We start from the raw sequence: 26,315 nt of genomic DNA, 5'->3' as shown, positions 1-26,315 counted from the left end.
TGGCACCAATAGTTCCGGTGGCACCAGTGCTGCCTGTAACCCCAGTAGGTCCAGTGATTCCTGTACTGCCCGTGGCGCCAGTTGTACCGGTGTTACCCGTACTGCCTGTGGCTCCAGTAGGTCCAATACTTCCGGTACTACCCGTTGCTCCAGTCGTTCCTGTAGCACCGGTACTGCCTGTAACGCCAGTTGATCCGGTGCTTCCAGAAATGCCTGTGGCACCGGTGCTACCCGTACCACCTGTGCCACCAGTAGGTCCAGCGATTCCTGTACTGCCCGTGGCACCGATAGTTCCGGTGGGACCAGTGCTACCAGTAGGTCCAGTGCTCCCGGTACTGCCCGTAGTTCCAGTCGGTCCGGTGCTCCCAGCAATGCCTGTAGTTCCAGTAAGTCCGGTACTCCCGGTACTGCCTGTGATCCCCGTTGGCCCGGTTGATCCTGTGATTCCTGCACTGCCCGTGGCGCCAGTAGCCCCCGTTGGTCCGATACTACCAGTCGTACCGGTACTCCCGGTTGATCCTGTGATTCCGGTACTGCCTGTGGCACCAGTGGGTCCAGTACTTCCGCTATTGCCAGTAGGTCCGGTGCTCCCAGTACTGCCAGTAGGTCCGATGATTCCTATAGCACCAGTTGTTCCAGTCGGTCCGGTTGCACCGGTACTGCCCGTAGCACCGGTGCTTCCTGTATTTCCCGTGGCACCAGTAGATCCGTTGCTCCCGGCACTGCCCGTGGCGCCAGTAGGTCCAGTGCTCCCGGTACTGCCAGAAGCCCCCGTTGGTCCGGTAGCCCCCGTATTTCCTGAAGCCCCCGTTGGTCCAATTACTCCAGTACTGCCAGTGGCGCCAGTCGTTCCAGTACTACCTGTAGTACCAGTAACGCCTGTCGCACCCGTAGGCCCAGTTGGAAGTAGATCTATGATACTTGTAATCCCAGTAATGCCGTCCCACGGAGGAAGGGACCCAGCCGTTGGAAATCCGATAATATAGTTGTTTATTTCAATAAAAGGAATGCCACTTGTTCGGTGACTTCGATAACGGTTATATAAATGATGATGGTTGGAATGTCTTCTCATAAACAAGTCAGCACCTTCTTTTTTATAACGTTATAGATGGTGTATGCAACGAGTAGAGAAAATGTTTTCTTGCTAATTTTCAAACAAAAGTTTATTCTGTAGACAAATGTTTAATGAAGGGAGGATTCTTAGTGAAAGACAAAGAACGAATGGTTATGGAGAGAATAAAAAGAAATCCGTATATTACCCAAAATGAACTTGCAAATGAATTGCATCTTTCTCGATCCGCAGTTGCAGGTTATATTTCTGCATTGATGAAAAAAAGGAACCATCGTTGGAAGAGCATACATGTTCCCAGAAGAAGGATCAATCACTTGCATTGGTGGTGCCAATGTCGATCGAAAAGCGTCTCTTAAGAATAATTTTCAGAAAAATACATCGAATCCGGTATCAACAACTCAGGCTTTAGGAGGTGTGGCAAGAAATATTGCGGAATCATTAGGGCGTCTAAGCGTTCCTGTTACATTATTAACCGTTGTAGGTGATGACCAAGAAGCCACTTGGCTCTTAGATAAAACAACGCCTTATGTTGATACGAGTCACGTGCTCAGGTTGCCAGGCAAGAACACAGGAAGTTATACGGCAGTGTTGGACGACAGTGGTGATATGATCGTTGCATTTGCTGACATGGACATTTGTGAAGAAGTTGAAGTGAGCTTTGTTCGAGACAAGTGGAGTGCCATCCGTTCATCAAAACACGTGTTGCTGGATACAAATTTTTCTACTGAAGTCATTGAGGAAGTTATACGAAGCTGTAAAGAAGATCACGTAGCGTTATGTATTGCTCCGGTATCCGCACCAAAGATCAAGCAATTACCTGAAGATTTAAACGGAGTGACGTATCTTATATGCAATTATGGTGAAGCGGTTGAATGGGTAGGGCACAAGGGTGATGGTTACGAACAATTAGCAGATGGAATTTTAAACAAAGGTGTGGAAAATGTCGTCATTACTGATGGGAAGAATGGAATTTTTTTATAAACAAAAGCAAGGAACAAAGAAACATTTGGAAGTAGCCGAGGTACCTGTTACAGATGCAACAGGCGCAGGAGATGCGTTTGTAGCAGGATTTCTTTATGCACTTAATGAAGATCAAACGCTTGAAGAGGCTTGTAAAGTTGGTATGAATTGTTCAGCGCTAACGTTATCAACGTATGAAACAGTTTCTTCTCGATTGAATGTTACGAATCTTAAAAAAAGAAAAAATAGATCTAGTTGAGGAGTTGGGAACATTATGAAATCAGCCATTGTCATAGCAGCCGAAGTAAAGGAAGCATTGGAGCAGCATAAACCAGTTGTTGCACTTGAATCAACGATTATTTCTCACGGAATGCCTTACCCCAAAAATGTCGAAACGGCATTGGAAGTAGAAGAACTTATTCGCGCTGAAGGCGCTGTGCCAGCAACCATTGCAATTATTTCAGGAGAAATTCGTGTTGGATTATCAAAAGAGGATATTGAATTTTTAGGTAAAAGCAAAGAGGTCGAGAAAGTGACGAGACGCGATCTACCTTACGTCGTCGCAAAGAAAAAACATGGAGCAACAACTGTAGCAGGAACGATGATCTGTGCAAATTTAGCTGGAATTTCTGTGTTTGCTACTGGGGGAATTGGGGGTGTTCATCGCGGGGCGGAAGTCACGATGGATGTTTCAGCTGACCTTGAAGAACTAGCCAAAACGAATGTTGCTGTTGTCTGTTCTGGCGCAAAGTCCATTCTTGATCTCGGCTTAACACGTGAATACTTAGAAACAAACGGAGTACCAGTCATTGGCTTTGAAACGTCTGAATTGCCAGCATTCTATACGAGGACGAGTCCACATTCGGTTGATTACCGCATGGACCATACAGAAGAGATTGCTCGGTTCATGCAAACGAAGTGGGAGCTTGGCTTAAACGGTGGAGTTGTTGTTGCGAATCCAATCCCGGAACACGCGGCCCTTTCAGAAGTCTATATTAGTCAAATTATCGAGCAAGCGCTAGAGGAAGCAAAAGCTCATCATATTCAAGGTAAAAACGTGACGCCGTATCTTTTAGATCGATTGAAGACGTTAACGGAAGGGAAGAGTCTAGAAGCGAATATAGAGCTTGTAAAACATAATGCGAAGGTGGCAGCAAGCCTTGCCGTTCATCACCAGGCAGAATCGATTGACAAAAAAAACAGTCACCAACGTATACTAAGCCTAATTATGAAAAAGGAGGATGGTTATAGAATGTTTTTACCTAGACTACGTTTCCCAACTTTGAACTAGTAATTGCATACGTTCAAAGGCTCTGCTTATGGCAGAGTACACGGGATAAGTCTGTCATTTTATAACATCTTCTACGTACAAGAAGGGCGGATTTTTCTGCCCTTCTTTTTGTTATGGTTAAAAAAACTACAGACTCTCCTCTTACTTTGCCTGAGCGGTGCAAAGATTAAGGGAGGAAGTATTAAAATGGAACAAGTCCAATTAGAAATAAATCAAGTTACACTCGCATTTGGTGATCGCCAAGTGTTAGACATTGAAAGTTTACGAGTTCATCAGTGGGACCGAATCGGTATTGTCGGTAAAAATGGTAGTGGGAAAAGTTCATTATTGAGATTACTTGAAGGCAGTTTAAAACCTTCAACAGGCCACGTAAAAAAAGCACGTCGAATTTGGGTATTATGAACAATTATCAGCGCCAACATTAGACGTGCAACATCTAGACGGAGAATTAAGAAGTCGTCTAGCAGTGCCGACTCATACTGGTGAGCAAATGAGCGGTGGAGAAGAAACGCGCACGAAACTCGCAGCACTGTTATCAACGTATTATGAAGGAATGCTTCTAGATGAACCGACGACTCACCTAGACCAAGCAGGGATCGATTTTGTCATGGAGGAGCTTTCATATTACTATGGTACACTCCTACTCATTAGTCATGACCGACGTGTACTAGACGAACTCGTCACGAAAATATGGGAAATTGATGATGGAAAGGTCACAGAATACGTCGGGAATTACAGTCAATACGTTGAAACGAAAGAAGAGGAACGACAAAAGCAGCGAGAAGAACATGATCACTATGTTAAAGAACGAGATCGGCTTCACAGAGCGGTTGAAGATAAAAAGAAACAAGCGCAAAAGATAAGTAAAGGTAGTAAAGGTCAACCGAACGCCAATCGAATGTTCATGACAAAAGACAAAGGCACTTCACAAAAAGGCATCATGAAATCAGCGAAAGCGATGGAACAACGTCTTGAACAGATGGAGACTGTCCACGCTCCAGACGCTGTTCAATCCATTGTTTTTCATAAACCAAAAGCGTTAGAGCTTCATAATCGTATTCCGATTATGATGGATCGAGCGACAATTAAAGTTGCCGATCGTTTGCTCATCGAGAATGTTAGTTTGCAATTGCCATTAGGTAAGACGATTGCTTTTACAGGTCATAATGGCAGTGGGAAGTCGACGCTACTTGACTATATTGTGAACGGTCAGGAAGGAATGACACGCTCACCAAAAGTACAGTTTGGGGTGTTTAAGCAAAAGGACTTTCGGTTTACTGAAGATGTATCCGTATATGACTGGATGGAAGAACGAAGTGATCAAATAGAGACGACGATTCGCGCTGTACTAGCCTCTATGCAATTTTCAGGAAATGATCTAAAGAAATCTGTTCAAGATTTAAGCGGTGGTGAAGCGATACGGCTTGTGCTAAGCCAATTGTTTCTTGGGAATTATAATGTGTTAATTCTTGATGAACCTACGAACTTTTTGGACATCAAAAGTGTGGAAGCGTTAGAGAGTGTGATTCAGGCATATGAAGGAACAATTCTTCTCGTGTCTCATGATCGGGAGTTTCTTCAAAGAGTTAGTGATGTAGAGTATAAGATCGTAAATCAAACGTTACAAGAACAATAAGTAAACTGAGCCGCAACCGAAGATTGCGGCTCAGCTTCTGTTTAGGCATGGTACCCTATAGGAAACCTTTATAAGGGAGAATGACGGATGACCATTCAATCTTTAGCTGTTGGACGACCGCAAGTGTTATCGTCAAAGCAAGATCAAACGATAACAACGGGAATTAAGAAGACACCGATTAAAGAAGTGGAGTTAGAGTACGCTGGTTTTCAACATGACGATGTTGGAAATAAGAAGAATCACGGGGGAGTAGATCGCGCAGTATGTTTTTACCCATATGAACATTATGCGATGTGGGAACGTGAACACGGTCAGAGATTACCGTTCCCCGCCTTTGGTGAGAACCTTACGGTTTCTACGATGCTTGAAGCAGACGTTTGCATCGGTGATGTTTATCAAATTGGTGAGGCAGTTGTTGAAATTAGTCAAGGCAGGGTTCCGTGCGCGACGATCAATCTCTATACGTCATCTTCACAGTTACTCACTCGTTTTGTAGAAACGGGTTATACAGGTTATTTCGGAAGGGTGTTACAACGAGGGAAGGTGACCGATCAGTCCTCGATTACATTACTCCAAAGGGACCGAACTGAAGTAAGTGTGTTACACGCGATCCAAACGCTATTTCTTGGAGAAGACGTCTCAGAAATGGAAAGGATTCAGTCTATACCGAGTCTTTCTGAAGAATGGAAGAATCGCTTCGAGAAAAAGTTGCTTAAGAAGTCGTAATCGACGTCAATTAGAACAGCTTGCAATGTTTACCATCTTGGTTAGTTTAGCTATTTTTGCGTACGCTAAGCTAAAGAGGTGAAAAATGTGAAGCATTTACGGCTAGACTGGCCTGTCTTTTTAATTAGTGGGGGCGTGCTCTTAGCATTTGTGATCGCTGCACTCATTAATGCAGAGGCGGTTAGCCAGTTTGTTGACGTTACGTTTGCATGGTCTTCAGAGTTTTTCGGCGCGTATTGGCAGATTCTCATGTTGCTAACGTTTCTGATTGCAATTTTTATGAGTGTTATGGACTTGGGGAAAGTTCGTCTTGGTGATCGTGATCTCCCTGAGATTTCAACGTTTAAATGGTTTGCAATGGTCATGACGACGTTGTTAGCGGGTGGCGGTGTGTTTTGGGCAGCGGCAGAACCGATGTATCATTACCTCGATACACCACCATTATTTGATACGGATGATGCTTCAGCATCGGCGTTGCATGCAGGTCTCGCTCAAGGTTTTTACATTGGGGTTTTCTTGCTTGGTCAATGATTGGGACATTGGGTGTCGTCGTTTTAATGTACGCAAAAGAAAAAGGTTTACCGCTAAAGCCACGAACGTTACTTTATCCAATCATGGGCGAGAGGGTCATGCAATCGAATAGTATCATCGGTGCAATTGCCGACATTACTTCAATCATTGCGGCGTGTGCTGGTACAATTGGTCCAATCGGTTTTTTAGGTCTTCAAGCAGGCTATGGATTGAGTTCCATCTTTGGGCTACCAGACACGTTTGCTGTTCAAGTTAGTATGATTTTCGTGCTCGTTGGGATTGCGACAATTTCAGCGGCAACTGGAATTTACAAAGGGATTCAATGGTTAAGTCGATTTAATATCATATTTACGGTTGTGTTGGCGATCTTTATCCTATTGCTCGGACCTACGGGATTTATCTTCGATCATTTTATTAGTGCATACGGGTCTTATTTGCAGAATTTCTTCTCAATGAGTTTATATCGAGGAGACGAAGCTTGGTTATCAGGCTGGACGATTTTCTTTTGGGGATGGTTTATAGGATACGGTCCGATTATGGCAGTATTCATTAGTCGAATTTCTGATGGGCGCTCAATTCGTGAGCTTTTTCTAAGCGTAGCATTTTTAGCGCCGATTGTGACCAACTTTTGGTTTACCGTTGTTGGAGGGACAGGCCTTTACTTTGAAACGCAGAATCCTGGTTCTGTAAGTGATGTATTAAATGAAGGTGGACTTCCTGCTTCTATTTTTGCGATTGTACAGCAACTACCATTTGCGTTTTGGTTCGCTATTGCTTTTATTATCGTAACGTGTGTGTTTGTTGCCACAACTGCAGATACGATTGCGTATACCATTTCCATGATTATTACGGGACAACATACGCCACCAAGAAGCGTACGCATGTTTTGGGCAATTATCTTCGGTGCGGTAGCGGCTGTATTATTGTGGATTGGCCAAGGGACGGTTGATGCGTTACAATCCTTTATTGTCGTTACAGCAGTGCCTGTATCACTTCTAATGCTAACGACTCTTTGGACGGCACCCCAGACGGCGAAGAAGTTACTAAAAGAGAAACATCGACGAATGTAGTAAAGGATGAAAGTACATACTTTGTACTTTCATCCTTTTGTATGATCAGGAGGAAAGTAGTAGTGGCAAACAAGAACATATGCACATCCATAATTAACTGAATAATGAGATGATAAAGAAAATAGGAGGGTTGTCTAGTGAAAAAGTTTTATATGTTATTAGGAGCAGCTGCATTTTTAAGCGCGCCGTCACTTACAGATGCACAAACGGAGCAAGTACCAGAAGCGAATGATGAAGAGTCACGAATTCTTTATATTGATTCTGAAGAATCATTGCAACAACATGCACGAACTTCGCGAGCGGATCATGAACGATTAGCTGAGCGCTTTATTATAGATCATGTCGAAACGTTCGGCATCGAAAATCCAAAAGATGAGTTAACGGTCGTAGATAAAACGACGGATGAATATGGTATGACGCACATTACTTATCAACAGACGATGAACGGATTCCCTGTTGAAGGTCACAAATTGATCGTCCATTTCGATGCGAATGGAACGATTAGTAGCGTGAATGGAAACTATCATGATGGCAATGTAAAAACGGTTCAGAGTATTTCGATTGATGATCGTGAAGCTATAGAAATCGCGAAGGAACACGTTGGTGCTCCGAGTGATCTGGAGTATGAACCGAGCGCAGAGCTCGTCATCTATCCGATGGGTGATGAAGCTGTCACAGTTCAAAAAGTAAACGTCAACTTTATGGGTGAAGACCCAGGAAACTGGTTCGTTTTTGTTGATGTCGCAAGTGGTGATGTTGTAGATGCTTACAACACAATTGGGCATGTGGCAGAAGATGCAGGCTTAGATGAGGAACAAGTTGATGTCGTTGCTCAACCATCACCAACATTGCTTGAAACGGCAGTGAACGTACAAGCTTTGCCAGAAGATATTGACCGATCTGATTTTGGCCCGATGCACGGTTCTGGCTTTGGGGTTCACGGGGACTACCGAGTCTTGAATTTGGTCTATAAAATTTCAGATATTCCTCAAGGGACATTTAAGTTATTTGATTGGACAAGACCTGACTTTGATGGAATTTATACGTACGACATGAAAAATCAATACCAATCCTCGACGTTCAGACTACCAGGGGATCCGTTCACCAATAACACGGCAGGATTTAACTCGACATATGATGCACCAGGCGTTGATGCTCATTACAATTCTACAAAAGTCTATGAGTACTTTCTTGAAGAGCACGACCGTAATTCTCTAGATGATGAAGGAGCTGCTCTGATTTCATCAGCCAACTATGGAGACAATTATAACAATGCATTTTGGAATGGTCGTCAAATGGCTTATGGAAACGGTGATGGTCAACAATTTATTCCATTATCAGCGGGATTGGACGTTGCGGCTCATGAAATTACACACGGTGTGATCACGAATACAGCAGGTTTGCTTTACCGCTTTGAGTCTGGTGCGGTGAATGAATCAATTGCTGACATCTTTGGGGTGCTTGTTGATACATCTAGTTGGGATATTGGGGATAATATCATTGGCGAAGCTTGGTTAAATGAAGGAAGAACGGCACTACGCAGTCTTGAAGAACCAGGGAAGTTCCCAGTGAATGCAAATTACGTTGAATACGGGGACGGTAGTGGTGTATTCCCAGCACATATGGATGAGTTTTATGATATGCCACTGAATGTGGATAACGGAGGGGTTCATGTAAACTCATCGATTATTAACCATGCGGCATATTTAATTGGAGATGAAGTGGGAAGAGAGGCACTTGGTAACATCGTTTATCGAGCGTTAACGGTATACTTAACTCCAATCTCAAACTTCTCGGACACTCGCTTTGCATTTATCCAATCGGCAATCGATATTTACGGTGAAGGCAGTGATGAAGTAGAAGCCACGGTCGATGCATTTGATGGTGTAGGAATTTATGAATAAAGTTGATCTACAGCTTCCTCAGTATGAGGGAGCTGTTTTTTATTGTTGTAAGGCAAAGGAGTAATTGTTTGTGAATTGCAAAATAGTTTGTGAATTTTGGATCATTCATTTTATTGTTCCGGCTTCTATGTTATAAAATAGTCGAGTGTGTTGGTGATTTTGGCATCTATTTAATTCATTATTAAGATTTTTTTTAATTATTAAAATTAGGTGGGTGAATAATCATGAAAAAAAACATCGGTTGGTGCAATTGCTGTCTTGATGTTAACAGCATGTAACGAATCAGATGTTGATGACGTTGAACATGACGAAACGTCGACTGAACCTATGGAAGAAGATAGTGATGAAACTGAATCGAGTGATCAAAGTGATGTAGCATTACAAAGTGAACCAAGTGAAACGATGAATGCTGAGCCCATTGAATATTCTCAAGAATTATGGCACTCCGGCGATGAGGAAACGTATGAAGTGTCTGGAACGGTAGGTCCGATTATTCGTGATGGTGATTTGGCGATCTTACCAGTGTCTATGGATACTGAAGATGATGTGACAACTTTATTTACGAATTTATTTGATCAGGGCTTAAGTACCGGAGAAGGAATTGCCTCGCGTCAAGGTTTAGATATTCAACTCATTGACTCTGAACGGATGGCCGTTTCTCGACCTGGAGCATTCTCAACAGAAAATGACCTTACCGATGCTTTACACACGTTTATCGGTAAGGTAGTCGAAGAACACAATCGAGTGTTGGTGGAAATCAAGAACCAGCCCGTTATTATAGTGTGTTTAAAGCTCCTGAAAATGATTATGTTCATGTGATGTTCAGACGACTTGGTGTGATCGATACGGTGCCTGTGATTGACCGTGAAGATGCGGGTGTTCTAACGATTGCAGAACTTGAATCACAGATGACAGAAGATGAACGTGCAGAGATTGATGAAGATCATGAAGATTACTACGGTCAAGTTGTACCGTCAGTTGAAGATATTATTAAACGAGAATTAAGAACGAGTCATTTTAATGAGTTTGGGGATGAATTAGACCGCGTACAAGTTCGAGAAATGCCGATTGAAAGCTACCGAGAAGGAGTGGAAACATCGGTTAGTCGTATTGACGAGTATGAACATTCAACGTTGATGATCTCAAGCGATGTCTTATTTGAAACGGATTCATCAGATCTATTAGAAGAAGCTGATGAAGAGTTAGCTGCAGTAACTGCAGAACTCGAAGAAGTAGAAGGTGGAGAGCTGAGAATTGTCGGGCATACAGACAATGATGGAACAGAAGAGTATAATCAAGGGCTTTCAGAAGAGCGCGCAGAATCTGTACGTGACGAGCTAGCAACGTTGATTGGTTTAGAGGATTTTGATGTGGCTGTAGAAGGAGAATCTTTTAGAGAGCCAATTGCAGATAATGAGTCTGAAGAGGGAATGGCACTTAATCGACGGGTCGAGTTGCACTTTACCCCTCCAACTGAAACGATTGAAATCGAAATTGAAGGTGAGTTACCAGAAGCTTTAGGAGAAGATGAGGAGTATCCAAACGCAGTTCATACTGGAGATGGAGCAATTGAAATTGAGTCCATTCAACGGATCGACGATTTAATGGTCGGAAGAATTAAGGTTAGTGGTTTAGAAGATGTAGGGGCGAACTACACAGCGCTCACCTTTGGTTTTGGAAGAGGCATTGGAGCCAGAGGCTGGAGTAATGATGAAACGCTCGGTTTCAGTCAATATTCCGCGTATGCACCGACGCTAATTCACAACAACCAACGATACTATCCTTTAGATATTTACCTTACACCATTACAAGGGAGTTCAGCTGAAGAATGGGTAGATGATGCAGATGGAGACATGGATCTTATTATTCCACTTGCTGAACGTAATACGTTTGAAATACGAAACCTCGGAGCAGACGGTCATTATACCGCAACAGTTCTTTGGCCAGCGATTGATGATGAGACTGTGACCGTAGATGTTACAGTACCAAGGCATTATCAAGATGAACTTAGCGACCGTCAAATTGAAAATACGCACCCGTGGAGAATTACAAACGTCCCGATTGAAGATTTATAGCACGGTTATAAACGGTGTAGTTATTTTGAAGGATCCTTAGGTCGGTAAGCAACCTAAATGTATGGAGTACGCACTAACCATGTAATAAAGTTGCTTTGACGTAACATGTTGGGATTTGGTCCCACAATTAAAGAGGGATCGTTAAGATCCCAGCATACGCTATAGAAGAAAGCCCTGGCTCATAGAACCAGGCTTTCTTACTCACCTTTTGATAGCCAATCAGATTAAAAACCTAGCGTACGTTCGGAATCATCCCACCATTCGCCACGTTCGCTTTTTCGTTTCTCTTTTTTTGATCGTGTCGATCGTTTGCGTAATGTTTAGTGTTCCTTCGTTATGCCATTCAATGGCGGAACTCATGAATAGTTCTTTGATCTGTGCAAATGAGAAACCGTCGGTTAATAAAGTAATGTGATCGACGTCGATGCTTTTGTCTAACATCGGGAATCCGAGCTGTTGAATGTATTGCTTACGTAACGCAGTTGGAGGAGCAGTAATCTCATAACCGCGATCAAAACGACCAGCACGGTTGACGAGACCAGGGTCGATTTTCTCAGGATAGTTTGTCGTCCCGATCAGGAAGATTCCTTCTTTTGATGTAGCCCCGTCTAGTGTATTGAGAAAGTAAGAACGTGTATGGTCTGGTAGGGAGTCGATGTCTTCAATAACGAGAATCATCGGAGCCAGTTTCTGTGCAGTTTCGAACACTTCTTGGATCGAATCACTTGAAGTGAACTCGGTAATTTGCCAGTAGGCAACAGGCGCATCGACACTATTGGCAATCGATTTCACGAGTGTGGTTTTTCCGTTTCCTGGTGGTCCATAAAGCAAAATGCCTCGTTTATAAGGAACGTTGTACGTTTCAAAAAAATGATCGATCTGCTTGGAAGAACTGATCAAGAGAACGATAGATTTCTCGTTTAATGAAGTCTTCCAAAATTACTTCGTCTCGTGTTACATCTTTTGAGATGGCTTGATATTCTTGTGATAGACCTTCATCGCTATCTTTTAGTAAGAGGATTTCATTTTTACTTTTGTTCCACATTCTTTCGCGTACGGTAGTTAAAAATGCAGACATGGCCTCTTGGTTACTCGCAAAAACCGCATGCATATAAAAAACAGAAGCTTCACTGAAAATCGGTATTTGAGCAAACGCTACACCGTCATGATGATAGGCAAACACTTGATTCGCATAGGCGCGGTGTACCCGGTACTTAGGGATTTGCGCACCTTCTTCATACTCAAACGTATACTCACCAAGGTGTTCAAAGATTTGCGCAACATGTGTGAGTTCATGGCTTTCACTTTTGACATCTTCTTCAAAGATTGTCCATAAATCAAAAATATGTTCATCAACTTGAAACGCTGAGTAGCTCGTACCAAACGTTTCTTCTAACGTGTCTGTAATGGTTGATAATAATTTGGCAAGAGGAGCATAACCACTCACTTCTGTATTATGTTCATTCACATAGGGATAAATGGTTTTCATCTTTTTCTTTATTTTCCTTCCGTAAACCATGGTTATAAAGCTTATTTATCTTATATAGAAAAGTCAAAAAAAGTCTAGGTCCTTAATAGAAAGATAATAAAACAGAATATTTGTTATAATGTAAAGGGATATAAATCTGCGACATAGAGGGGGAGTAGGTCTATTCATGAAGCGGTGAAAGTAACCCAATCACTCGTTAGAATTCCGTCTGAGAATCCTACCGGTAGTGAGCGTGAGTGTGCACTATATGTGGAACATTACTTGAAAGACTTAAGTGGGATAACGGTACAAGTACAACCTGTAGAGGATCAACGGTGGAACGTTATTGCAACGTGTAAAGGCTCTGATGCTTCTTTACGTCCACTCGTCATTCTCGCTCATATGGATACCGTGCCAGTAGAAGGTACATGGTCACAACAACCATTTGGAGCAGAAATTCGTGAAGGCAGATTGTATGGACGTGGTGCGTGTGATATGAAGAGTGGACTAGCTTCCGCACTCGTTGCTTTTAAAAACGTCGTCGAACAATCGCAACCGAAACGAGATTTGTATTTAGCGATCACGGTTGATGAAGAGGGACCATTTATGAAAGGCGCTGTAGCGTTGGTGGAAGAAAAGCTCATTCCAGAGAATGCAGAACTACTCGTGACCGAACCGACAAGCAATACCATTGCTGTTGCTCATAAGGGAACGATTTGGTATGAAATTATTATTACTGGGAAAAGCGCCCACGGAGGTCATGCTGTTGTTGGTATTGATGCTGGACATGTGGCTGCAGAAAGCATTATTCAGCTAAAGGCAAATGTTGCTGATCTTCCATACGATCATCAACGTTTTGGAAAACCAACGCTCTCTGTAGGAACAATTCATGGTGGAGAAAAGACGAATATGGTGGCGGGGTCTGTCCGAATGGAACTTGATTTTCGTTTAGTCGCACCAATGACGCAAGAAGAAGCAGATGAACTCGTTGACCGTTCACTACAAACCGCTTGCCGTAAATTTGAGGGAGCAAGCTATCGCGTGAATCATTACGGGTACCCGAGGCCACCAATTGATTCGAACTTAGAATCAGATCTGCTCAAGCGATTGGAAAGTACTTATGAAACGACATTGAAAGAAGCGGCTATTCATACCGGCTTCCCTGCGTACACAGATGCCTCGATGATCGCTTTGAAAACAGGCAAACGGGATTTATTCGTTTTTGGTCCTGCAAACTTAGAACAAGCACATCGTATCAATGAATATGTAGAGGTTCAACAAATTGAAGATTGTGTGAACGTACTAGAAGAGTTCATGAAAACATGAAACGAAGGTACCATTCGCAACGTAGAACGTGGTAGAATTTAAAGCGTATATGTTCTTGGAGGTGGGGGAATGGGGAAACGAGCGTTTCTATTTATATTAACGAATATTCTTGTGATGACGACAATCTTTATCGTTTGGACGTTAATCACAACATTTACACCAGTGGGCGGTATGTATGCAGACGGCCAACTCGTGTTATCAAGTTTACTCGTATTTAGTTTACTTTTTGGGTTTGGTGGATCCTTTATTTCACTAGCCATGTCACGTTGGGTCGCAAAGAAAATGATGAAAGTACGTGTACTTGATCCAAATGACAACTTAAATCAATATGAACGCCATATTGTTGAGAAAGTGCACCGACTATCACGTGCTGCTGGACTTGCGCACATGCCAGAAGTCGGAATTTATCATTCAAAAGAAGTGAATGCTTTTGCAACAGGACCATCCAAAAAGCGCTCACTCGTAGCAGTATCGTCAGGACTTCTTGAAGCCATGGACGATGACGCGGTTGAAGGCGTAATTGCTCATGAAGTTGCTCACATTGATAATGGTGATATGGTAACGATGACGCTCTTGCAAGGAATTGTGAACGCAATTGTTATTTTTGCAGCACGCGTTGTAGCATTTGTTGTATCACGTTTTGTACGTGAAGAAATGGCAGGCATCGTGAATTTTATTCTGATCTTTGTCTTACAGATTCTCTTCTCGATCTTAGGAAGCCTTGTCTCAATGCCTATTCAAGACACCGTGAGTACATGCGGACAACGGTGGAGCCGATCTTGCAGGCAAAGACAAGATGATACACGCGCTACGTTCTTTACAGAATTACGTAGATCGCGCAACAGTCAATGATCATCGTGACGACTCAGCAGTCCAAACGATGAAAATCAGCGGTGGTGGCGGTATGATGCGCCTCTTCTCAACACACCCTGATTTAAGTGACCGCATCGAAAGCTTAGAACGTAAATAATGAACGACGCCCTTTAAGGTTTTCTAGACCTTAAAGGGCGCTTTTTGTTTGTGTAAGGAAAATGATTGTGATTATATTCTAATCCTTAATCCACTTCACGTTTAGTGAGAGTAACGAACTTTTGTAAGGCGCTATCCAAATGTTGTTCTTTACGATGTACAAAGATCATTTGGACGTTGGCATGTGATTCTGGAATGCCATAGATGGAGACAGGGCGATCGAATTTGTGGGAATCAACAAGAGAAATCGGAGCAATGGAAAAGCCAAGCCCCGCGTTTACACAGTTCAATATGGATTCCATTGTGTTAAACTCCATGATGCGTTTTGGATAGATCCCTTCGTCTTCTAACCAACTCTCGAGACGTTCGCGATACAGGTCGTTCGGGCGGGTTAACAAGGTTTTATCACGAACATCGTGTACTTGAATCGGCTCACTTGAGAACAAGACAAGCTTTTCAGTAAACACTGGCGTACTGACGAGGTCGGGGTGTTCGATTGGGCCGACCATGAATGCACCATCTAGTTGATAATTGAACAAGTCTTCTAATAAGAACGCCGTTCGCTCAACACGAAGGGAAAGTTCAACATCCGGGTATTTTTTTTGCTATATGAAGCAAGTAATTGTGGCAATTTACTCGATGCTGTCGTTTCATTCGTGCCAATTCGTAAATGACCGAACGGCAATTCATCGTCCATCAATGCATGACGAGTCTCATCGATGAGATGAAAAATCTGTTCGGCATAATCAAGTAACTGCCTTCCTTTAGGTGTTAATGTCATTCCTTTTGAATGTCGGTAAAACAATGGTGTCTGGAATTCTTCTTCAAGCTTTTTAATTCGAGCGGTAATGTTGGATTGGACGTAATTTAGCACTTCTGCTGTTTTTGTTGTGTTTTCTTCGTACGCAAGCGTCACAAAAATCCGCAAGTCCTTTAGCTCCATAATAATCTCCTATCATTTAAAATGATCGATGTTATTCACTTTTAATTATTTTTAATGATGGATGTCCTCATCTATACTATAAGTAGAGCAAAAACAAAAGGAGCTATGATAAACCCATGTGGTTAATTCAAGAGTTAGGTATGAGAGAAAGCCATAACGCTAAATACTATCAGTTCATTGAAGACAATTTGAAACGGTATGAAAACAACGAACCGATGCTTATGATGAACGTAAATGACATTAGCATGATACGTCCAATTTGTTGGATCGTTGGTCTGAAATAAAGCAACAAATTAAACTTATGGATGGTGTGGAAGACAGAATTGAACTTCTGAAAAGCTATCTGAATGAAACAACGCAGAGCAAAAGTTTGAAAGAACTTCTTCAGCTAATTGAAAATGATCGAGAGAACCTTAAAAAAATGAACGAAGATCAAAAAACAATTGACGCCCTTGAAGAACTTCAACAAACCATCACATCTCTACGCAAATTACACCTCGTCTAATCCTTAGCATTAATGATACACTTTTGTTAGAATAAACCTAGTATATATTTTATCAATATACTAGGAGGCTTATGATGAATGTCATGTCTGTTACTGATATGATTGAAGGATTTCAAGCAATACTCCCAGATCACGTATCAATAGCCATAACCGATGGCGATAAATATATGTATTATCGACCGAGCAAGACCATTGATTTAAAGATTGAGCCCGGTGATCTTATTAAAGAAGACACCGTTACCCATAAAGCGTTAACGATCAAAAAGAAAACGGCTGAATATGTTTCAGCACAAGTATTAGGTGTTCCGTATTACGGAATCTCAACGCCTCTATTCTCCGATCATCGCCTCATTGGATGCATCACTCTTATATCAGAGTCGGTCCAGTCACATTATCAGTCTAATTTTTTTAACCGTGATGAATCAAAATTGTTGGTATCCAGTTCCGCACGATGACATTACTGTCATAGAAGCAAACAGTCGTAGAACTTGGGTACACACAAGGTCACGTGTTGGTACGAATAAATTCAATTTATCACAATTAGAAGCAATACTCCCGCACGATACGTTTTACCGTTGTCATCGGTCCTACCTCATTAATATCCTTCAAATCAAAGAAATTCAACCCGAGTCACATTCAACATTTACGCTAATCATGAATGACGATACTGTCGTTCCAGTCAGTCAGTCGTACGCAAGTCACTTTCGAGAGATGCTTGCCTTCTAAAAAAAATGAAAGCAAGCTCTCGCTTGTGTTTTTTAGGCTGCCCTGAACGCTGATTCATGTCGTAAATTTGCTGGCTCATCCAACATCTAAGCCCTTTCATACAGAATTGAATGTTCAGCATAACAGGCATTGATACACTAAATAGAAAAAGAAATGAGGGTCTTATTATGAACACACAAGACAAACTGCGAAACCCCCATTTATCGGAGAAAATCGTCACAGATCAAATCGCAGCAAGTTGGATTAAAGACGGAATGACACTTGGTCTTAGTGGTTTTACTCGTGCAGGAGACGCAAAAGCTGTACCAACCGCACTTGTAGAACGTGCGAAAGCTGAATCGATGAAAGTGAATGTTTTCACAGGTGCATCACTCGGCTCTGACATCGATAAGAAAATGGCAGAAGTTGATCTCGTAAACAAGCGACTACCATTCCAAGTCGATAAAACGATGCGAAACAAGATTAACACAGGACAAATGTGGTTTATTGATCAACACTTATCGCATACTGCTGAAGCGTTGAGACAAGAGGTGTTTGGGGAGATTGACTTTGCGATCATCGAAGCGATTGCGATTACAGAAGATAACCGGATTATCCCAACAACATCCGTCGGTAACTCTGCAGCGTTTGTGAACCATGCCAAAGAAGTGATTGTTGAAATTAATACGGCTCAACCAGCTGCTTTGGAAGGGATGCATGACATTTATGAACTCGGTGAGCAAGGGTCCCGTGTGCCAATCCCACTAACGGATTCGTCTGATCGCATTGGTGAGACAGGAATTGCTGTAGACCCAGATAAGATCCGAGGGATCGTCTTCACAAACCAAGAAGACTCACCGTCAACGGTTACACCACCGGATGAAGATACAGAGAAGATTGCCAACCATCTCATCGCATTCCTTGAAAAAGAAAACGATGAAGGCAGATTACCGAAGACGCTAGCTCCCCTTCAATCTGGAATCGGGACTGTAGCGAACGCTGTATTTAGCGGTTTAAAGAATTCACGATTTACAGACCTTGAGGTTTACTCAGAGGTTCTTCAAGATTCCGTGTTTGATCTTTTAGATGCAGGAAAAGTAAAAATGGCTTCGGGCTGTTCAATTACACTATCCGAAGATAAAATGAACGATGTGTTCCCACGTCTTGACGATTACAAAGATCGCCTCGTTCTAAGAGCGCAAGAGCTATCGAATCACCCAGAAGTGATCCGTCGCTTAGGTTGATCTCAATTAATACGGCAGTGGAAGCTGATATTTACGGCAACGTGAATTCCACTCACGTTCAAGGTACGAAAATGATGAACGGTATTGGTGGTTCAGGTGACTTTGCTCGAAACGCTAGACTCGGGATCTTTGTTACAAAATCGATTGCGAAAAACGGTGACATCTCTAGCATCGTACCGTTTGTTTCCCATGTGGACCATACGGAACATGATGTGGATGTACTGATCACTGAACATGGACTAGCAGATCTTCGTGGACTAGCGCCGAAAGAACGTGCAAAGGAGATTATTACAAACTGTGCCGATCCATTGTATAAAGAGCAGTTGCTCAGTTACTTTGACCGAGCGGTTGAACAAGTTGGTGGTCATACCCCACATCTCCTTCAAGAAGCGTTTGCTTGGTATAAGAACTTTGACGAACACGGAACGATGCGTGAACGAGAACTTGTTATGAATTAATAAAAAAGCTCGAAGGCAATCTAGCCTTCGAGCTTTTTCTAATTTACGATTGATACCAAGCTTTTTTTTAGCGATTGAATGCCTTCTTCAATTGTTTCTTCCGATAAGCCAGCAAATCCGAGCAATACTTGTGAGTAGCTGGCTTTTCATTCGCATAATAAATTGAAGTTGGGTACACTGCTACCCCGAGTGTCTCTGCTCGACGAATCAACTCTTCTTCACTTAGCGGGAGATTTGGCTCCACGATCACATGAAGCCCCGAATCATTACCGGAAACGTTAAGATCTGGCATGTGCGTTTTAAGTGCGCGAAGTAATGTCTGTTGCCTTGATTTGTAGCGTGTTTTCGTACGATTTAGATGGCGCCACCAATCGCCACTTTCCATAAAGCGTTCGAGCGTGTATTGATGGAACCTAGAGACGGTTTGTTGTAAATGAGTAAAGTTCTCTGAATAATGACTGAGCAATCTTTGTGGCAAGACAGCATACGAAATTCGAGCAGCGGGTGTCAATGATTTAGCAAACGTTCCAAGGTAGATGACATGTTCATGATGGTCAATACCTTGCAGCGCAGGGATCGGCAGCCCAACGTAGCGGAATTCACCATCATAATCATCTTCAATGATATATCCGTCTACATTCTTCGCCCATTCTAACAATTCATTCCTTCGAGATAACGGCATTAACAAGCCAGTAGGAAATTGATGGGATGGTGTCACATAGACGACGTTTGCATTGGATTCATACAACTTGTCCACCCGAATCCCTTGGTCGTCAAGGGGAACAGGAGATAAGGAGACTCCGGCATGTTGAAACGTTTCGCGAATTCGATTATATCCGGGTTCTTCCATCGCATAAGAAACCTTAGTGCCAATTAGTTTACATAGCAAATCAACCAGATATTGGGTTCCTGCGCCCACAACAATCTGTTCGGGGAGACACCGCACGCCTCGAGATTGATAAATATAATGAGCAATTTCTTTACGTAAGCCAAGTTCTCCTTGGTGATAACCATAGAGAAAAAGATCTCGATTTTCACGATGAATGCTCTCTAGCGTATACTTGCGCCACTGTTTATAAGGGAAATGTTCAAGGTCAACTTCTCCGTATCGAAAGTTAAAACGAGTCGGAGTTACGGGAGCCGATGTTTCCTCGGTTCGGAAGAGGCCTTGCTTTGGTTCGGGAAAAAACAAATCTTGATTTAATGGAACGACAAATAATCCTTTTCGTTCAACGCCTTTGACATAGCCTTCAGCACTCAATTGTTGATAGGCAATGTCGACGGTATTGCGACTCACATTTAAATGCTTTGCGAGTTGGCGTTGTGACGGTAATTTCGTATGGGCAGGTAAGTGACCTTTTTGGATTTCTAAGCGAATGCTTTTATACAGCTGGATGTAGAGGGGATCACTTCCCTTTTGGACATTCGGTGTAAATTCAATCATGATTGTTCCCCATTTCTCGTGTGGCACCTTTAAAAAGATGAAGGTTGGGTCTTTCAACAGGTGCAAAGCTTTTGTACACTAAGCTTACAGAAAAAAAACGATCAATTGAGAACAGTGTGAAGGGAGAACGTTGTTATGTATGTACCGAAACATTTTCAAATGGCCGACCGAGAAGACGTGTATGAACTCATCACTAAACATAGCTTTGCAACGCTCGTTTCAACAAATGATGAAGTACCGTTTGCGACACATTTACCGCTATCTTTGTCAGATGATCAACAGTATTTAATCGGTCATTTTGCACGAAAAAAACCCGCAGTGGCAAGGGTTAGAAGGGCAGCGAGTATTAGCAATTTTTCAAGGTCCCCACTGTTACATTTCTCCCACATGGTATGAAACCGGTCAAGCCGTTCCAACGTGGAATTATATGGCGGCACATGTGACAGGAACGGTTGAATTTGTTTCTGACGAAATGTTGCATCAATCACTTGCAGAACTTGTTGCGAATTATGAAGACAAAGAGAGTCCTTATTTGTATGAAAAACAAGATCCCGAGTTTTTGAATAACATGTCCAAAGGCGTTGTAGGTTTTCAAATAAAGATTGATCAGCTTGTTGGTAAGGCAAAGCTATCGCAAAATCATCCTGAAGAGCGAAAGCGCCTTGTTATTGATCAGTTAGAAAAACAACCGAGTGATGATGAACGACAAATTGCCACGTACATGCGTCAGCATAACGATCTTTAAAGGAGTCATTTATGGGAAGAGCGATAACAATTGAGAAGAACCATAAAGCATGGGCACATGAGTATATCGTTGAAAAAATAAAAATTGAACAAAACATAAAAGGACACTTTAAAGCGATTGAACATATCGGCAGTACAGCAATTCCAGGTCTTGGAGCTAAGCCAATCATTGATATGATGATTGGTGTCGACGATCTAGAGAAAGTTCATAAAATGAATGAGCCGCTTGCTGCAATCGGCTATACACACGTTTATCATCAAGAGTTTCCAGACCGTCGTTTCTTTAGAAAAGGAGAATGGCGTAAAGGCACACACCATCTTCATGTTTACACATACAACGGTACTGAATGGGTTGCTAGGCAACAATTCAGAGATTACCTGATCGCTCATAAAGAAGAGAGAAAAGCGTACGAAACGTTAAAACGTTCATTAGCTGAGCGTTATCGTAATGATGTTGTGTCTTATACAAATGCCAAGGAACCATTTATTCAAGAGATTATGGCTAAAATAGCTTATGAGGAGAGTTTGTAATGGAAGATGTTGCAACGATCTATTTACGCATAGTTAAAGAGAGGTTCCAAAGTGTGAAGGAGCTCGGTGATAGAACGTTTGACCAATGTACAGAGGAAGATTTACATTGGTCAATGGATAAAAACTCAAATAGTATGGCAACGATTGTACAACATATGAGCGGAAACATGTTGTCGAGATGGACGGATTTTCTAACGACCGATGGTGAAAAACAAACGCGAAACCGAGACGAGGAATTCGAAAGGAAGCGCGAGACAAAAACTTCATTACTAGAGCGGTGGGAAAGAGGCTGGCGTGTGTTATTTCAAACACTTGAGGAGCTTCAACCAGAAAATGTCGAGCAAAGCGTAACAATTCGATGCGAAGAACACCTCGTAATGGAAGCAATTGAACGCCAAGTGGCCCACTATTCTTACCATGTCGGACAAATCGTTTACATAGGAAAAATGATCAAACGTGAGCAATGGGACAGTTTAAGTATACCGAAGGGTCAGTCAATTAATTACTTAGAAGAAATGCAAAATAAGCATGGATCAAAAAGAAAAAGGTAGCTCATTGTAGCTATCTTTTTTTAAATTAGCAAAAATTGGGTAAAGGAAGGTAGGAATGTACGTCCTTAAAACGAGGTGGTTAGCCATTCAGTTCTTTATTGGAGGATCAATCGTACTGCTCGCTTCAATTGTTTTACACATCGGTCTTATTTTAATTAATGCAATTTTCATTAGTAATTCTGTTGATGCAGTCGGAGCACAGCAAATCATCGATTCGACATGGAATCAATTTGGGAATTTGATGACTGGATCAATCGTGTTATTTGCACTTGGTAGTGTCTGTATGTTGGGAGGCGTAGTTTTAGAAATTATCGATCGTGTAAGAACGTAGGGAACCGGATACAAAACTTTCAAGTAAATGCTTAAAGTATATGACGGATGTATTGCTTTTTTTTAAAGACTTCTTAGTTCATAACCTTCTCATTTGCATTCATCTTATAAAATGAAAGGGTAGTCGAGATTAGGAGGTTGAGTGAATGAGTGATTCAAGTAGCAATACGAGTCGAACAATCGCGCTGTTTGATTGTGATTATCATAAGTTTGATGAGCACTTAGAATTTTATACCGCACTTGGTTTTGATATTGTGTATTATCAAAAGGCTCCGTATCGGTATGCGTCAGTGAAGATGGATGGTCTTACGGAGATTGGTTTCTATGGTGCGCGGAACGATCGTGAAGGCATTAACCGTGGTGGGTGTTACGTTGACGTTCCAGATGTACGTGAAGTTTATGAACAATTGCGTGCCAATCTCAAAGCCTATTTCGGACGAATTCCAGTTAAAGGGACGCCTCGAATCTCTCGACTGAACAAAACAGCCGAAGATTGGCGTGTAAACATTACAGACCTTAATGAGAATACGATTATCATCGGTGAGAGCCTAGGCGATTCAACAACATTAATGCAAGAAGAAGAGGCTCGTGTAAAAGCCTTACAGTCGAAGTTTGAGAAGCTTTACGCCTCTGCGTACCGTTTTGCATACTCCAAAGAAGATTATTTTGCCGCCCGCAATACGTTAGAAGTTGCTTTTCATAAGTATGTGAATGATGGGTCGAACGAGTATGTCGTAAAAGCGAGAGTGTTGCAAGCAGAAGTTTTTGATGCTTTAAATCAACGCGATCGAGCGATAGAAGCCATGACATTGGCTAAAGAAATTGTGGTGTCAGAACTAGAACAAGCTGCACTTAGAACAACGTATGAGCGATTGAAAGAACTAGAGCAAAAAGACATCTAGGTTTAGATGTCTTTTTACTAAGGTACACTTTTTCCCGGTGTATGACCTCGCATTGTCTCCCTATCAAAAAGAGATATAGTGTGGAGAGGAATAATGGGAGGATTCATATGGTACGTTTTTATCTTAGTTCGTTTTTTTGTGTACTTGCTCATCGTCATCTTATTAGTTGCATTTGGTGCCCCGTGGTTTGTAGCGGTTGGTTTTCTATTTTTAGCTGGCTTGCAGCTTTTTCATTTTTTTCGATTATCGAAAGCAACAATCTAAAACGTCTAAAAGTCGCTATGGCTTACTGTGATTACAGTAGAAAGATGTCGAGAAAATAGAGAAACAATTTAAATTCCAAAAAAATGCTAGACAAATGAAAGCGCTATCATCTACAATGAAGTTGGGTAGAACAACAATCGTGGTTGTTTCGGCACTTGGCGTAGGTGGGGCCAGTGCTATGTAGGCAATGCTTTGGCATTGCCTTTTTATTTTGCCTCAAAGCTTTACTTAGGCTGAGCGTTTAGAGATCAACTTCTTCCCAGCTCTTTACATACGTGCGTTTTGTTTCTAAGCGAAGAGTGGCTCCTTCTCTTAATGGTGCACTGGCTGTGAACGTGACTTCACGCTCTTCACCGTCTTCGGTGATCCCTGTCAACGTGTATTCCACTCGGCCGCTTCCAAGTTCTTCACCTTCACCTTCCACGATCACATATACATCTTCTTCTGGTACAAAAGGATTGAGTTGATCGGCAAATTCATGTTGAACGAGCATCGTAAATAAGAAGATAAGTCCTACGGTTGCTGTTACGATCGTCAAAATTATAATCAGTGCTTTACGCATTTAATCACCTCTGTGATCAGTCTAATGCGCGGGCAATGAAGGAACCATTGCTTTCCCTTTCACGACTCTTACAAAGTTGTACGAATCCATACCGTTAGCAGGAAAATTCGACAGCACTATCGAATTTTTACTATAGACGAAGTGTTAGTGAAAGGTGATTTTATGGCAAACCAAACATACTCCAAAGAAGTCTTGCAACAACAAGTAAATGTGCTGAATTTGAAAGAAGCACCGTCACTATTATTAAAAAAATGTGACGTATTTGCATTCTTATTTACATACATGGATGAAAGGCAACATCTGGATTTACGGTGAGCGCATTGTGTACGTAGGTAAAGAAATGCCAGAGGATGCTCCGAATGTTATGGATTGCTCAGACATGGTTGCTGTCCCCGGTTACATTGAACCTCATGCCCATCCATTCCAGTTGTACAATCCAGTTTCTCTTGCTCATCAAGCCGCTCAATTTGGGACGACGACGCTAATTTGTGATAATCTTTCATTTTTACTCGGATTATCAACTGAAGAAGCTCATCGTCTGTTAGACGAACTTCGTTCCTTGCCGAGCACGTTATTTTGGTGGAGTCGATTCGATGCACAATCGTTGTTAAACGATGAAGCATCAATGTTTACGGGTGAGTCTGTGAAAGCCTGGCTTGATCATCCTCTTGTCGTACAAGGCGGAGAATTAACAGGCTGGCCGAGACTGCTTCAAGGTGATGATAACATGCATGCGTGGGTGCGCTATGCAAAAGAGAACAAAAAGCGAATGGAAGGACACTTTCCAGGTGCATCAGAAAAAAAACATTGGCGAAACTGATGCTATTAGGCGCTGAAAGTGATCACGAGGCGATGACAGCCGACGAAGTAATCACTCGGCTTTCTCAAGGCTACTATGTGACGTTACGAGATTCCTCGATTCGTCCAGATCTTGAAACCATTCTTGAACAATTAGTAAAGAAAGGGATCAATCGATTCGATCGATTATTCATGACGACGGATGGTTCACATCCATTCTATTATGAACGTGGAATTTCAAACGTCCTCATCAAAAAAGCCATTGATTTAGGAGTCCCAATCATTGATGCGTACCACATGGCGAGTGACAATATTGCTCGTTATTATGGTATGGATCATTCGTATGGGAACATCGCAACCGGCCGCGTTGCGAACATCAATCTATTATCTAGCAAAACAGAACCGACTCCTATGCATGTAATTGCAAAAGGAACAGTCGTTAGTAACAACGAAGAAGACAGCAAACTACCGCAGTTGCCAAGTCTTAAATTAGATTGGCAACTATCAGAAGACGACTTTCAATTTGCAAGTCAAATGGGAATGCATCTCGTGAACAACGTCATCGCGAAGCCTTATCGTTCAGAGCAAGATTTATCAGTAGATCAACTATCACAAGAACAAGATGAATGCTTTCTCATGATGGTTGCAAGAGACGGGAGTTGGCGCTTGAATACGGTTGTAAAAGGATTTGCACAGATTGATGGACTTGCTAGTTCCTATTCTGGAACTGGAGATGTACTTCTCATCGGTAAATGCCGACAAAGTATGATTCGAGCGTTTAATCGGGTGAAAGAATTAACGGGTGGGATTGTTCTCGTTCAAGAAGGAGAGATTCGTGCAGAGATTCAGTTGCCAATCTTCGGTAGCATGAGTCAAAAACCTTTTAATCAAGTCATTGCAGAGGAACGAGAAATCATTCAAGCACTAAAAAAACGCAGGATATGCGTTTGAAGATCCTGCGTTTACGTTGCTTTTCTTAACAGCGACACATTTACCATTCGTGCGAATTACACAAAAAGGGTTAATCGACGTGAAAAATCAAGAAGTTATGATTTCTCCTGTAAAAAGAAAAGGATTCTAGCGATTATGTAACTGCTGGATTTGCTGTTTTAATTCGTCATTTTGCATCATTAAGTCTTTGTTTTGTTCAATAATAATCTTATCATTTTGCTCAATAATGCGTTTGTTTTGAGTGTGAATGAGATCATTTTGTATAAAGAATATAATGCAAAAGGCTAAAAAAAATGAGCACTAGCATGGGCTATCGAACCTCCTAAAACAAATAAAGGTATAGTATAACAAATGT

At 42.0% G+C, this 26,315-nt stretch carries 25 protein-coding genes and 7 pseudogenes; 25 read left to right on the top strand and 7 right to left on the bottom strand.

The features are described 5' to 3' along the window. A pseudogene (locus JCM19055_RS06370) lies at window positions 1-1,072 on the bottom strand (collagen-like protein); the annotation flags it as partial. Between the two features lie 113 nt (window positions 1,073-1,185). On the opposite strand from JCM19055_RS06370, the gene JCM19055_RS28785 reads away from it, so the two are divergent. From JCM19055_RS28785 to JCM19055_RS06330, 11 genes and pseudogenes are all read left to right on the top strand, one after another. Continuing rightward, window positions 1,186-1,428 carry a winged helix-turn-helix transcriptional regulator gene (locus JCM19055_RS28785; RefSeq protein WP_370543021.1) on the top strand — a complete coding sequence of 81 codons (243 nt, stop codon included), beginning with the start codon at window positions 1,186-1,188 and terminating at the stop codon, window positions 1,426-1,428. Beyond that, entirely contained in the window at window positions 1,361-2,053 is a 693-nt protein-coding gene (locus JCM19055_RS28780; RefSeq protein ID WP_265181887.1) for a carbohydrate kinase family protein, read from the top strand. Before JCM19055_RS28785 ends, JCM19055_RS28780 begins: the two co-directional genes overlap by 68 nt. Then, window positions 2,037-2,291 (top strand): carbohydrate kinase family protein, encoded by a 255-nt coding sequence (locus JCM19055_RS28775; protein WP_265181886.1) that lies wholly within the window; start codon window positions 2,037-2,039, stop codon window positions 2,289-2,291. Before JCM19055_RS28780 ends, JCM19055_RS28775 begins: the two co-directional genes overlap by 17 nt. Window positions 2,292-2,306: 15 nt before the next feature. Then, entirely contained in the window at window positions 2,307-3,323 is a 1,017-nt protein-coding gene (locus JCM19055_RS06360; protein ID WP_081833491.1) for a pseudouridine-5'-phosphate glycosidase, read from the top strand. 186 nt (window positions 3,324-3,509) lie between these two features. Further along, entirely contained in the window at window positions 3,510-3,725 is a 216-nt protein-coding gene (locus JCM19055_RS31395) for an ATP-binding cassette domain-containing protein (protein ID WP_370543020.1), read from the top strand. A gap of 25 nt (window positions 3,726-3,750) precedes the next feature. Continuing rightward, window positions 3,751-4,959: a ribosomal protection-like ABC-F family protein gene (abc-f, locus tag JCM19055_RS06355; RefSeq protein WP_370543019.1), complete on the top strand. Its 1,209-nt coding sequence runs from the start codon at window positions 3,751-3,753 to the stop codon at window positions 4,957-4,959. A gap of 87 nt (window positions 4,960-5,046) precedes the next feature. Continuing rightward, the gene (locus tag JCM19055_RS06350; protein ID WP_042359035.1) at window positions 5,047-5,685 is read left to right on the top strand and encodes an MOSC domain-containing protein; all 639 of its coding nucleotides are present in this window, start codon (window positions 5,047-5,049) and stop codon (window positions 5,683-5,685) included. A 78-nt stretch (window positions 5,686-5,763) separates the two neighbouring features. Then, window positions 5,764-7,286 (top strand): annotated as a pseudogene (locus JCM19055_RS06345) (BCCT family transporter). Between the two features lie 137 nt (window positions 7,287-7,423). Then, entirely contained in the window at window positions 7,424-9,190 is a 1,767-nt protein-coding gene (locus JCM19055_RS06340; RefSeq protein ID WP_052366008.1) for a M4 family metallopeptidase, read from the top strand. Between the two features lie 258 nt (window positions 9,191-9,448). After that, window positions 9,449-10,009 (top strand): hypothetical protein, encoded by a 561-nt coding sequence (locus JCM19055_RS06335; protein ID WP_042359033.1) that lies wholly within the window; start codon window positions 9,449-9,451, stop codon window positions 10,007-10,009. After that, the gene (locus JCM19055_RS06330) at window positions 10,009-11,265 is read left to right on the top strand and encodes an OmpA family protein (RefSeq protein WP_265181885.1); all 1,257 of its coding nucleotides are present in this window, start codon (window positions 10,009-10,011) and stop codon (window positions 11,263-11,265) included. Before JCM19055_RS06335 ends, JCM19055_RS06330 begins: the two co-directional genes overlap by 1 nt. Before the next feature lie 249 nt (window positions 11,266-11,514). Here the strand turns inward: JCM19055_RS06330 and JCM19055_RS28770 are convergent, their stop codons facing one another. Beyond that, window positions 11,515-12,165: an ATP-binding protein gene (locus tag JCM19055_RS28770; RefSeq protein ID WP_265181884.1), complete on the bottom strand. Its 651-nt coding sequence runs from the start codon at window positions 12,163-12,165 to the stop codon at window positions 11,515-11,517. Continuing rightward, window positions 12,128-12,733: a hypothetical protein gene (locus JCM19055_RS28765; RefSeq protein WP_265181883.1), complete on the bottom strand. Its 606-nt coding sequence runs from the start codon at window positions 12,731-12,733 to the stop codon at window positions 12,128-12,130. Before JCM19055_RS28765 ends, JCM19055_RS28770 begins: the two co-directional genes overlap by 38 nt. A gap of 195 nt (window positions 12,734-12,928) precedes the next feature. On the opposite strand from JCM19055_RS28765, the gene JCM19055_RS06320 reads away from it, so the two are divergent. Both JCM19055_RS06320 and htpX read left to right on the top strand, forming a co-directional pair. Continuing rightward, window positions 12,929-14,059 (top strand): M20 family metallopeptidase, encoded by a 1,131-nt coding sequence (locus JCM19055_RS06320; RefSeq protein ID WP_042359031.1) that lies wholly within the window; start codon window positions 12,929-12,931, stop codon window positions 14,057-14,059. Window positions 14,060-14,128: 69 nt separating this feature from the next. After that, a pseudogene (htpX, locus tag JCM19055_RS06315) lies at window positions 14,129-15,029 on the top strand (protease HtpX). A gap of 85 nt (window positions 15,030-15,114) precedes the next feature. Here htpX and JCM19055_RS23020 read toward each other — a convergent pair. Continuing rightward, window positions 15,115-15,570, bottom strand: a pseudogene (locus tag JCM19055_RS23020) (LysR substrate-binding domain-containing protein); the annotation flags it as partial. 2 nt (window positions 15,571-15,572) lie between these two features. Continuing rightward, window positions 15,573-15,971: a LysR family transcriptional regulator gene (locus JCM19055_RS23015; protein ID WP_052366006.1), complete on the bottom strand. Its 399-nt coding sequence runs from the start codon at window positions 15,969-15,971 to the stop codon at window positions 15,573-15,575. 116 nt (window positions 15,972-16,087) lie between these two features. On the opposite strand from JCM19055_RS23015, the gene JCM19055_RS27165 reads away from it, so the two are divergent. The 5 genes and pseudogenes from JCM19055_RS27165 (at window position 16,088) to JCM19055_RS06295 (ending at window position 18,883) form a co-directional block, all read left to right on the top strand. After that, entirely contained in the window at window positions 16,088-16,255 is a 168-nt protein-coding gene (locus JCM19055_RS27165) for a hypothetical protein (RefSeq protein WP_193745333.1), read from the top strand. A gap of 17 nt (window positions 16,256-16,272) precedes the next feature. Next, entirely contained in the window at window positions 16,273-16,476 is a 204-nt protein-coding gene (locus JCM19055_RS28755) for a hypothetical protein (protein WP_042359030.1), read from the top strand. Window positions 16,477-16,550: 74 nt separating this feature from the next. Beyond that, on the top strand, window positions 16,551-16,931 hold the full coding sequence (locus JCM19055_RS23010; RefSeq protein ID WP_052366005.1) for a hypothetical protein: 381 nt from the start codon (window positions 16,551-16,553) through the stop codon (window positions 16,929-16,931). Further along, window positions 16,894-17,202 carry a LytTR family DNA-binding domain-containing protein gene (locus JCM19055_RS25220; protein ID WP_081833488.1) on the top strand — a complete coding sequence of 103 codons (309 nt, stop codon included), beginning with the start codon at window positions 16,894-16,896 and terminating at the stop codon, window positions 17,200-17,202. The genes JCM19055_RS23010 and JCM19055_RS25220 overlap by 38 nt, the downstream gene beginning before the upstream one ends. Before the next feature lie 167 nt (window positions 17,203-17,369). After that, window positions 17,370-18,883: pseudogene (locus tag JCM19055_RS06295) on the top strand (acetyl-CoA hydrolase/transferase family protein). A 67-nt stretch (window positions 18,884-18,950) separates the two neighbouring features. On the opposite strand, the gene JCM19055_RS06290 reads toward JCM19055_RS06295, so the two are convergent. Then, window positions 18,951-20,327 carry a PLP-dependent aminotransferase family protein gene (locus JCM19055_RS06290; RefSeq protein ID WP_265181880.1) on the bottom strand — a complete coding sequence of 459 codons (1,377 nt, stop codon included), beginning with the start codon at window positions 20,325-20,327 and terminating at the stop codon, window positions 18,951-18,953. Window positions 20,328-20,462: 135 nt separating this feature from the next. Between JCM19055_RS06290 and JCM19055_RS06285 the strand changes: the two are divergent. The 6 genes and pseudogenes from JCM19055_RS06285 (at window position 20,463) to JCM19055_RS27160 (ending at window position 23,649) form a co-directional block, all read left to right on the top strand. Then, a pseudogene (locus tag JCM19055_RS06285) lies at window positions 20,463-21,072 on the top strand (FMN-binding negative transcriptional regulator). An 11-nt stretch (window positions 21,073-21,083) separates the two neighbouring features. Then, the gene (locus tag JCM19055_RS06280) at window positions 21,084-21,602 is read left to right on the top strand and encodes a GrpB family protein (protein ID WP_042359029.1); all 519 of its coding nucleotides are present in this window, start codon (window positions 21,084-21,086) and stop codon (window positions 21,600-21,602) included. Beyond that, on the top strand, window positions 21,602-22,153 hold the full coding sequence (locus JCM19055_RS06275) for a DUF1572 family protein (protein WP_042359028.1): 552 nt from the start codon (window positions 21,602-21,604) through the stop codon (window positions 22,151-22,153). Before JCM19055_RS06280 ends, JCM19055_RS06275 begins: the two co-directional genes overlap by 1 nt. Before the next feature lie 55 nt (window positions 22,154-22,208). After that, window positions 22,209-22,484 (top strand): hypothetical protein, encoded by a 276-nt coding sequence (locus tag JCM19055_RS06270; RefSeq protein ID WP_042359026.1) that lies wholly within the window; start codon window positions 22,209-22,211, stop codon window positions 22,482-22,484. Between the two features lie 145 nt (window positions 22,485-22,629). After that, window positions 22,630-23,385, top strand: coding sequence for a hypothetical protein (locus tag JCM19055_RS06265; protein WP_042359024.1), 756 nt, complete (start codon window positions 22,630-22,632; stop codon window positions 23,383-23,385). 93 nt (window positions 23,386-23,478) lie between these two features. Beyond that, the gene (locus tag JCM19055_RS27160; protein WP_193745332.1) at window positions 23,479-23,649 is read left to right on the top strand and encodes a hypothetical protein; all 171 of its coding nucleotides are present in this window, start codon (window positions 23,479-23,481) and stop codon (window positions 23,647-23,649) included. Window positions 23,650-23,890: 241 nt separating this feature from the next. Here JCM19055_RS27160 and JCM19055_RS06260 read toward each other — a convergent pair whose 3' ends face one another. Continuing rightward, window positions 23,891-24,211, bottom strand: a complete 321-nt coding sequence (locus JCM19055_RS06260; protein WP_042359023.1) for a YxeA family protein — start codon at window positions 24,209-24,211, stop codon at window positions 23,891-23,893. A 162-nt stretch (window positions 24,212-24,373) separates the two neighbouring features. Between JCM19055_RS06260 and JCM19055_RS06255 the strand changes: the two are divergent. Continuing rightward, window positions 24,374-26,090: pseudogene (locus tag JCM19055_RS06255) on the top strand (adenine deaminase C-terminal domain-containing protein). Window positions 26,091-26,315 lie beyond the last annotated feature (225 nt).

The organism is Geomicrobium sp. JCM 19055 (assembly GCF_000698185.1).
In the GTDB taxonomy this organism is placed as follows: Bacteria; Bacillota; Bacilli; order Bacillales; family Marinococcaceae; genus Geomicrobium_A; species Geomicrobium_A sediminis.
The sequence above is the reverse complement of the archived record's forward strand: the minus strand, read 5'-3'. Positions and strand labels throughout refer to the sequence as shown.

Excerpts from the sequence above, each read along its gene's own strand:
- JCM19055_RS28785 (WP_370543021.1), top strand. The coding sequence starts at position 1,186 with ATGAAGGGAGGATTCTTAGTGAAAGACAAAGAACGAATGGTTATGGAG.
- JCM19055_RS28780 (WP_265181887.1), top strand. The coding sequence starts at position 1,361 with ATGTTCCCAGAAGAAGGATCAATCACTTGCATTGGTGGTGCCAATGTC.
- JCM19055_RS28775 (WP_265181886.1), top strand. The coding sequence starts at position 2,037 with ATGGAATTTTTTTATAAACAAAAGCAAGGAACAAAGAAACATTTGGAA.
- JCM19055_RS06360 (WP_081833491.1), top strand. The coding sequence starts at position 2,307 with ATGAAATCAGCCATTGTCATAGCAGCCGAAGTAAAGGAAGCATTGGAG.
- JCM19055_RS31395 (WP_370543020.1), top strand. The coding sequence starts at position 3,510 with ATGGAACAAGTCCAATTAGAAATAAATCAAGTTACACTCGCATTTGGT.
- JCM19055_RS06350 (WP_042359035.1), top strand. The coding sequence starts at position 5,047 with ATGACCATTCAATCTTTAGCTGTTGGACGACCGCAAGTGTTATCGTCA.
- JCM19055_RS06330 (WP_265181885.1), top strand. The coding sequence starts at position 10,009 with ATGTTCAGACGACTTGGTGTGATCGATACGGTGCCTGTGATTGACCGT.
- JCM19055_RS23015 (WP_052366006.1), bottom strand. The coding sequence starts at position 15,971 with ATGGAGCTAAAGGACTTGCGGATTTTTGTGACGCTTGCGTACGAAGAA.
- JCM19055_RS27165 (WP_193745333.1), top strand. The coding sequence starts at position 16,088 with ATGTGGTTAATTCAAGAGTTAGGTATGAGAGAAAGCCATAACGCTAAA.
- JCM19055_RS28755 (WP_042359030.1), top strand. The coding sequence starts at position 16,273 with ATGGATGGTGTGGAAGACAGAATTGAACTTCTGAAAAGCTATCTGAAT.
- JCM19055_RS23010 (WP_052366005.1), top strand. The coding sequence starts at position 16,551 with ATGAATGTCATGTCTGTTACTGATATGATTGAAGGATTTCAAGCAATA.
- JCM19055_RS25220 (WP_081833488.1), top strand. The coding sequence starts at position 16,894 with ATGAATCAAAATTGTTGGTATCCAGTTCCGCACGATGACATTACTGTC.
- JCM19055_RS06290 (WP_265181880.1), bottom strand. The coding sequence starts at position 20,327 with ATGATTGAATTTACACCGAATGTCCAAAAGGGAAGTGATCCCCTCTAC.
- JCM19055_RS06280 (WP_042359029.1), top strand. The coding sequence starts at position 21,084 with ATGGGAAGAGCGATAACAATTGAGAAGAACCATAAAGCATGGGCACAT.
- JCM19055_RS06275 (WP_042359028.1), top strand. The coding sequence starts at position 21,602 with ATGGAAGATGTTGCAACGATCTATTTACGCATAGTTAAAGAGAGGTTC.
- JCM19055_RS06270 (WP_042359026.1), top strand. The coding sequence starts at position 22,209 with ATGTACGTCCTTAAAACGAGGTGGTTAGCCATTCAGTTCTTTATTGGA.
- JCM19055_RS06265 (WP_042359024.1), top strand. The coding sequence starts at position 22,630 with ATGAGTGATTCAAGTAGCAATACGAGTCGAACAATCGCGCTGTTTGAT.
- JCM19055_RS27160 (WP_193745332.1), top strand. The coding sequence starts at position 23,479 with ATGGGAGGATTCATATGGTACGTTTTTATCTTAGTTCGTTTTTTTGTG.
- JCM19055_RS06260 (WP_042359023.1), bottom strand. The coding sequence starts at position 24,211 with ATGCGTAAAGCACTGATTATAATTTTGACGATCGTAACAGCAACCGTA.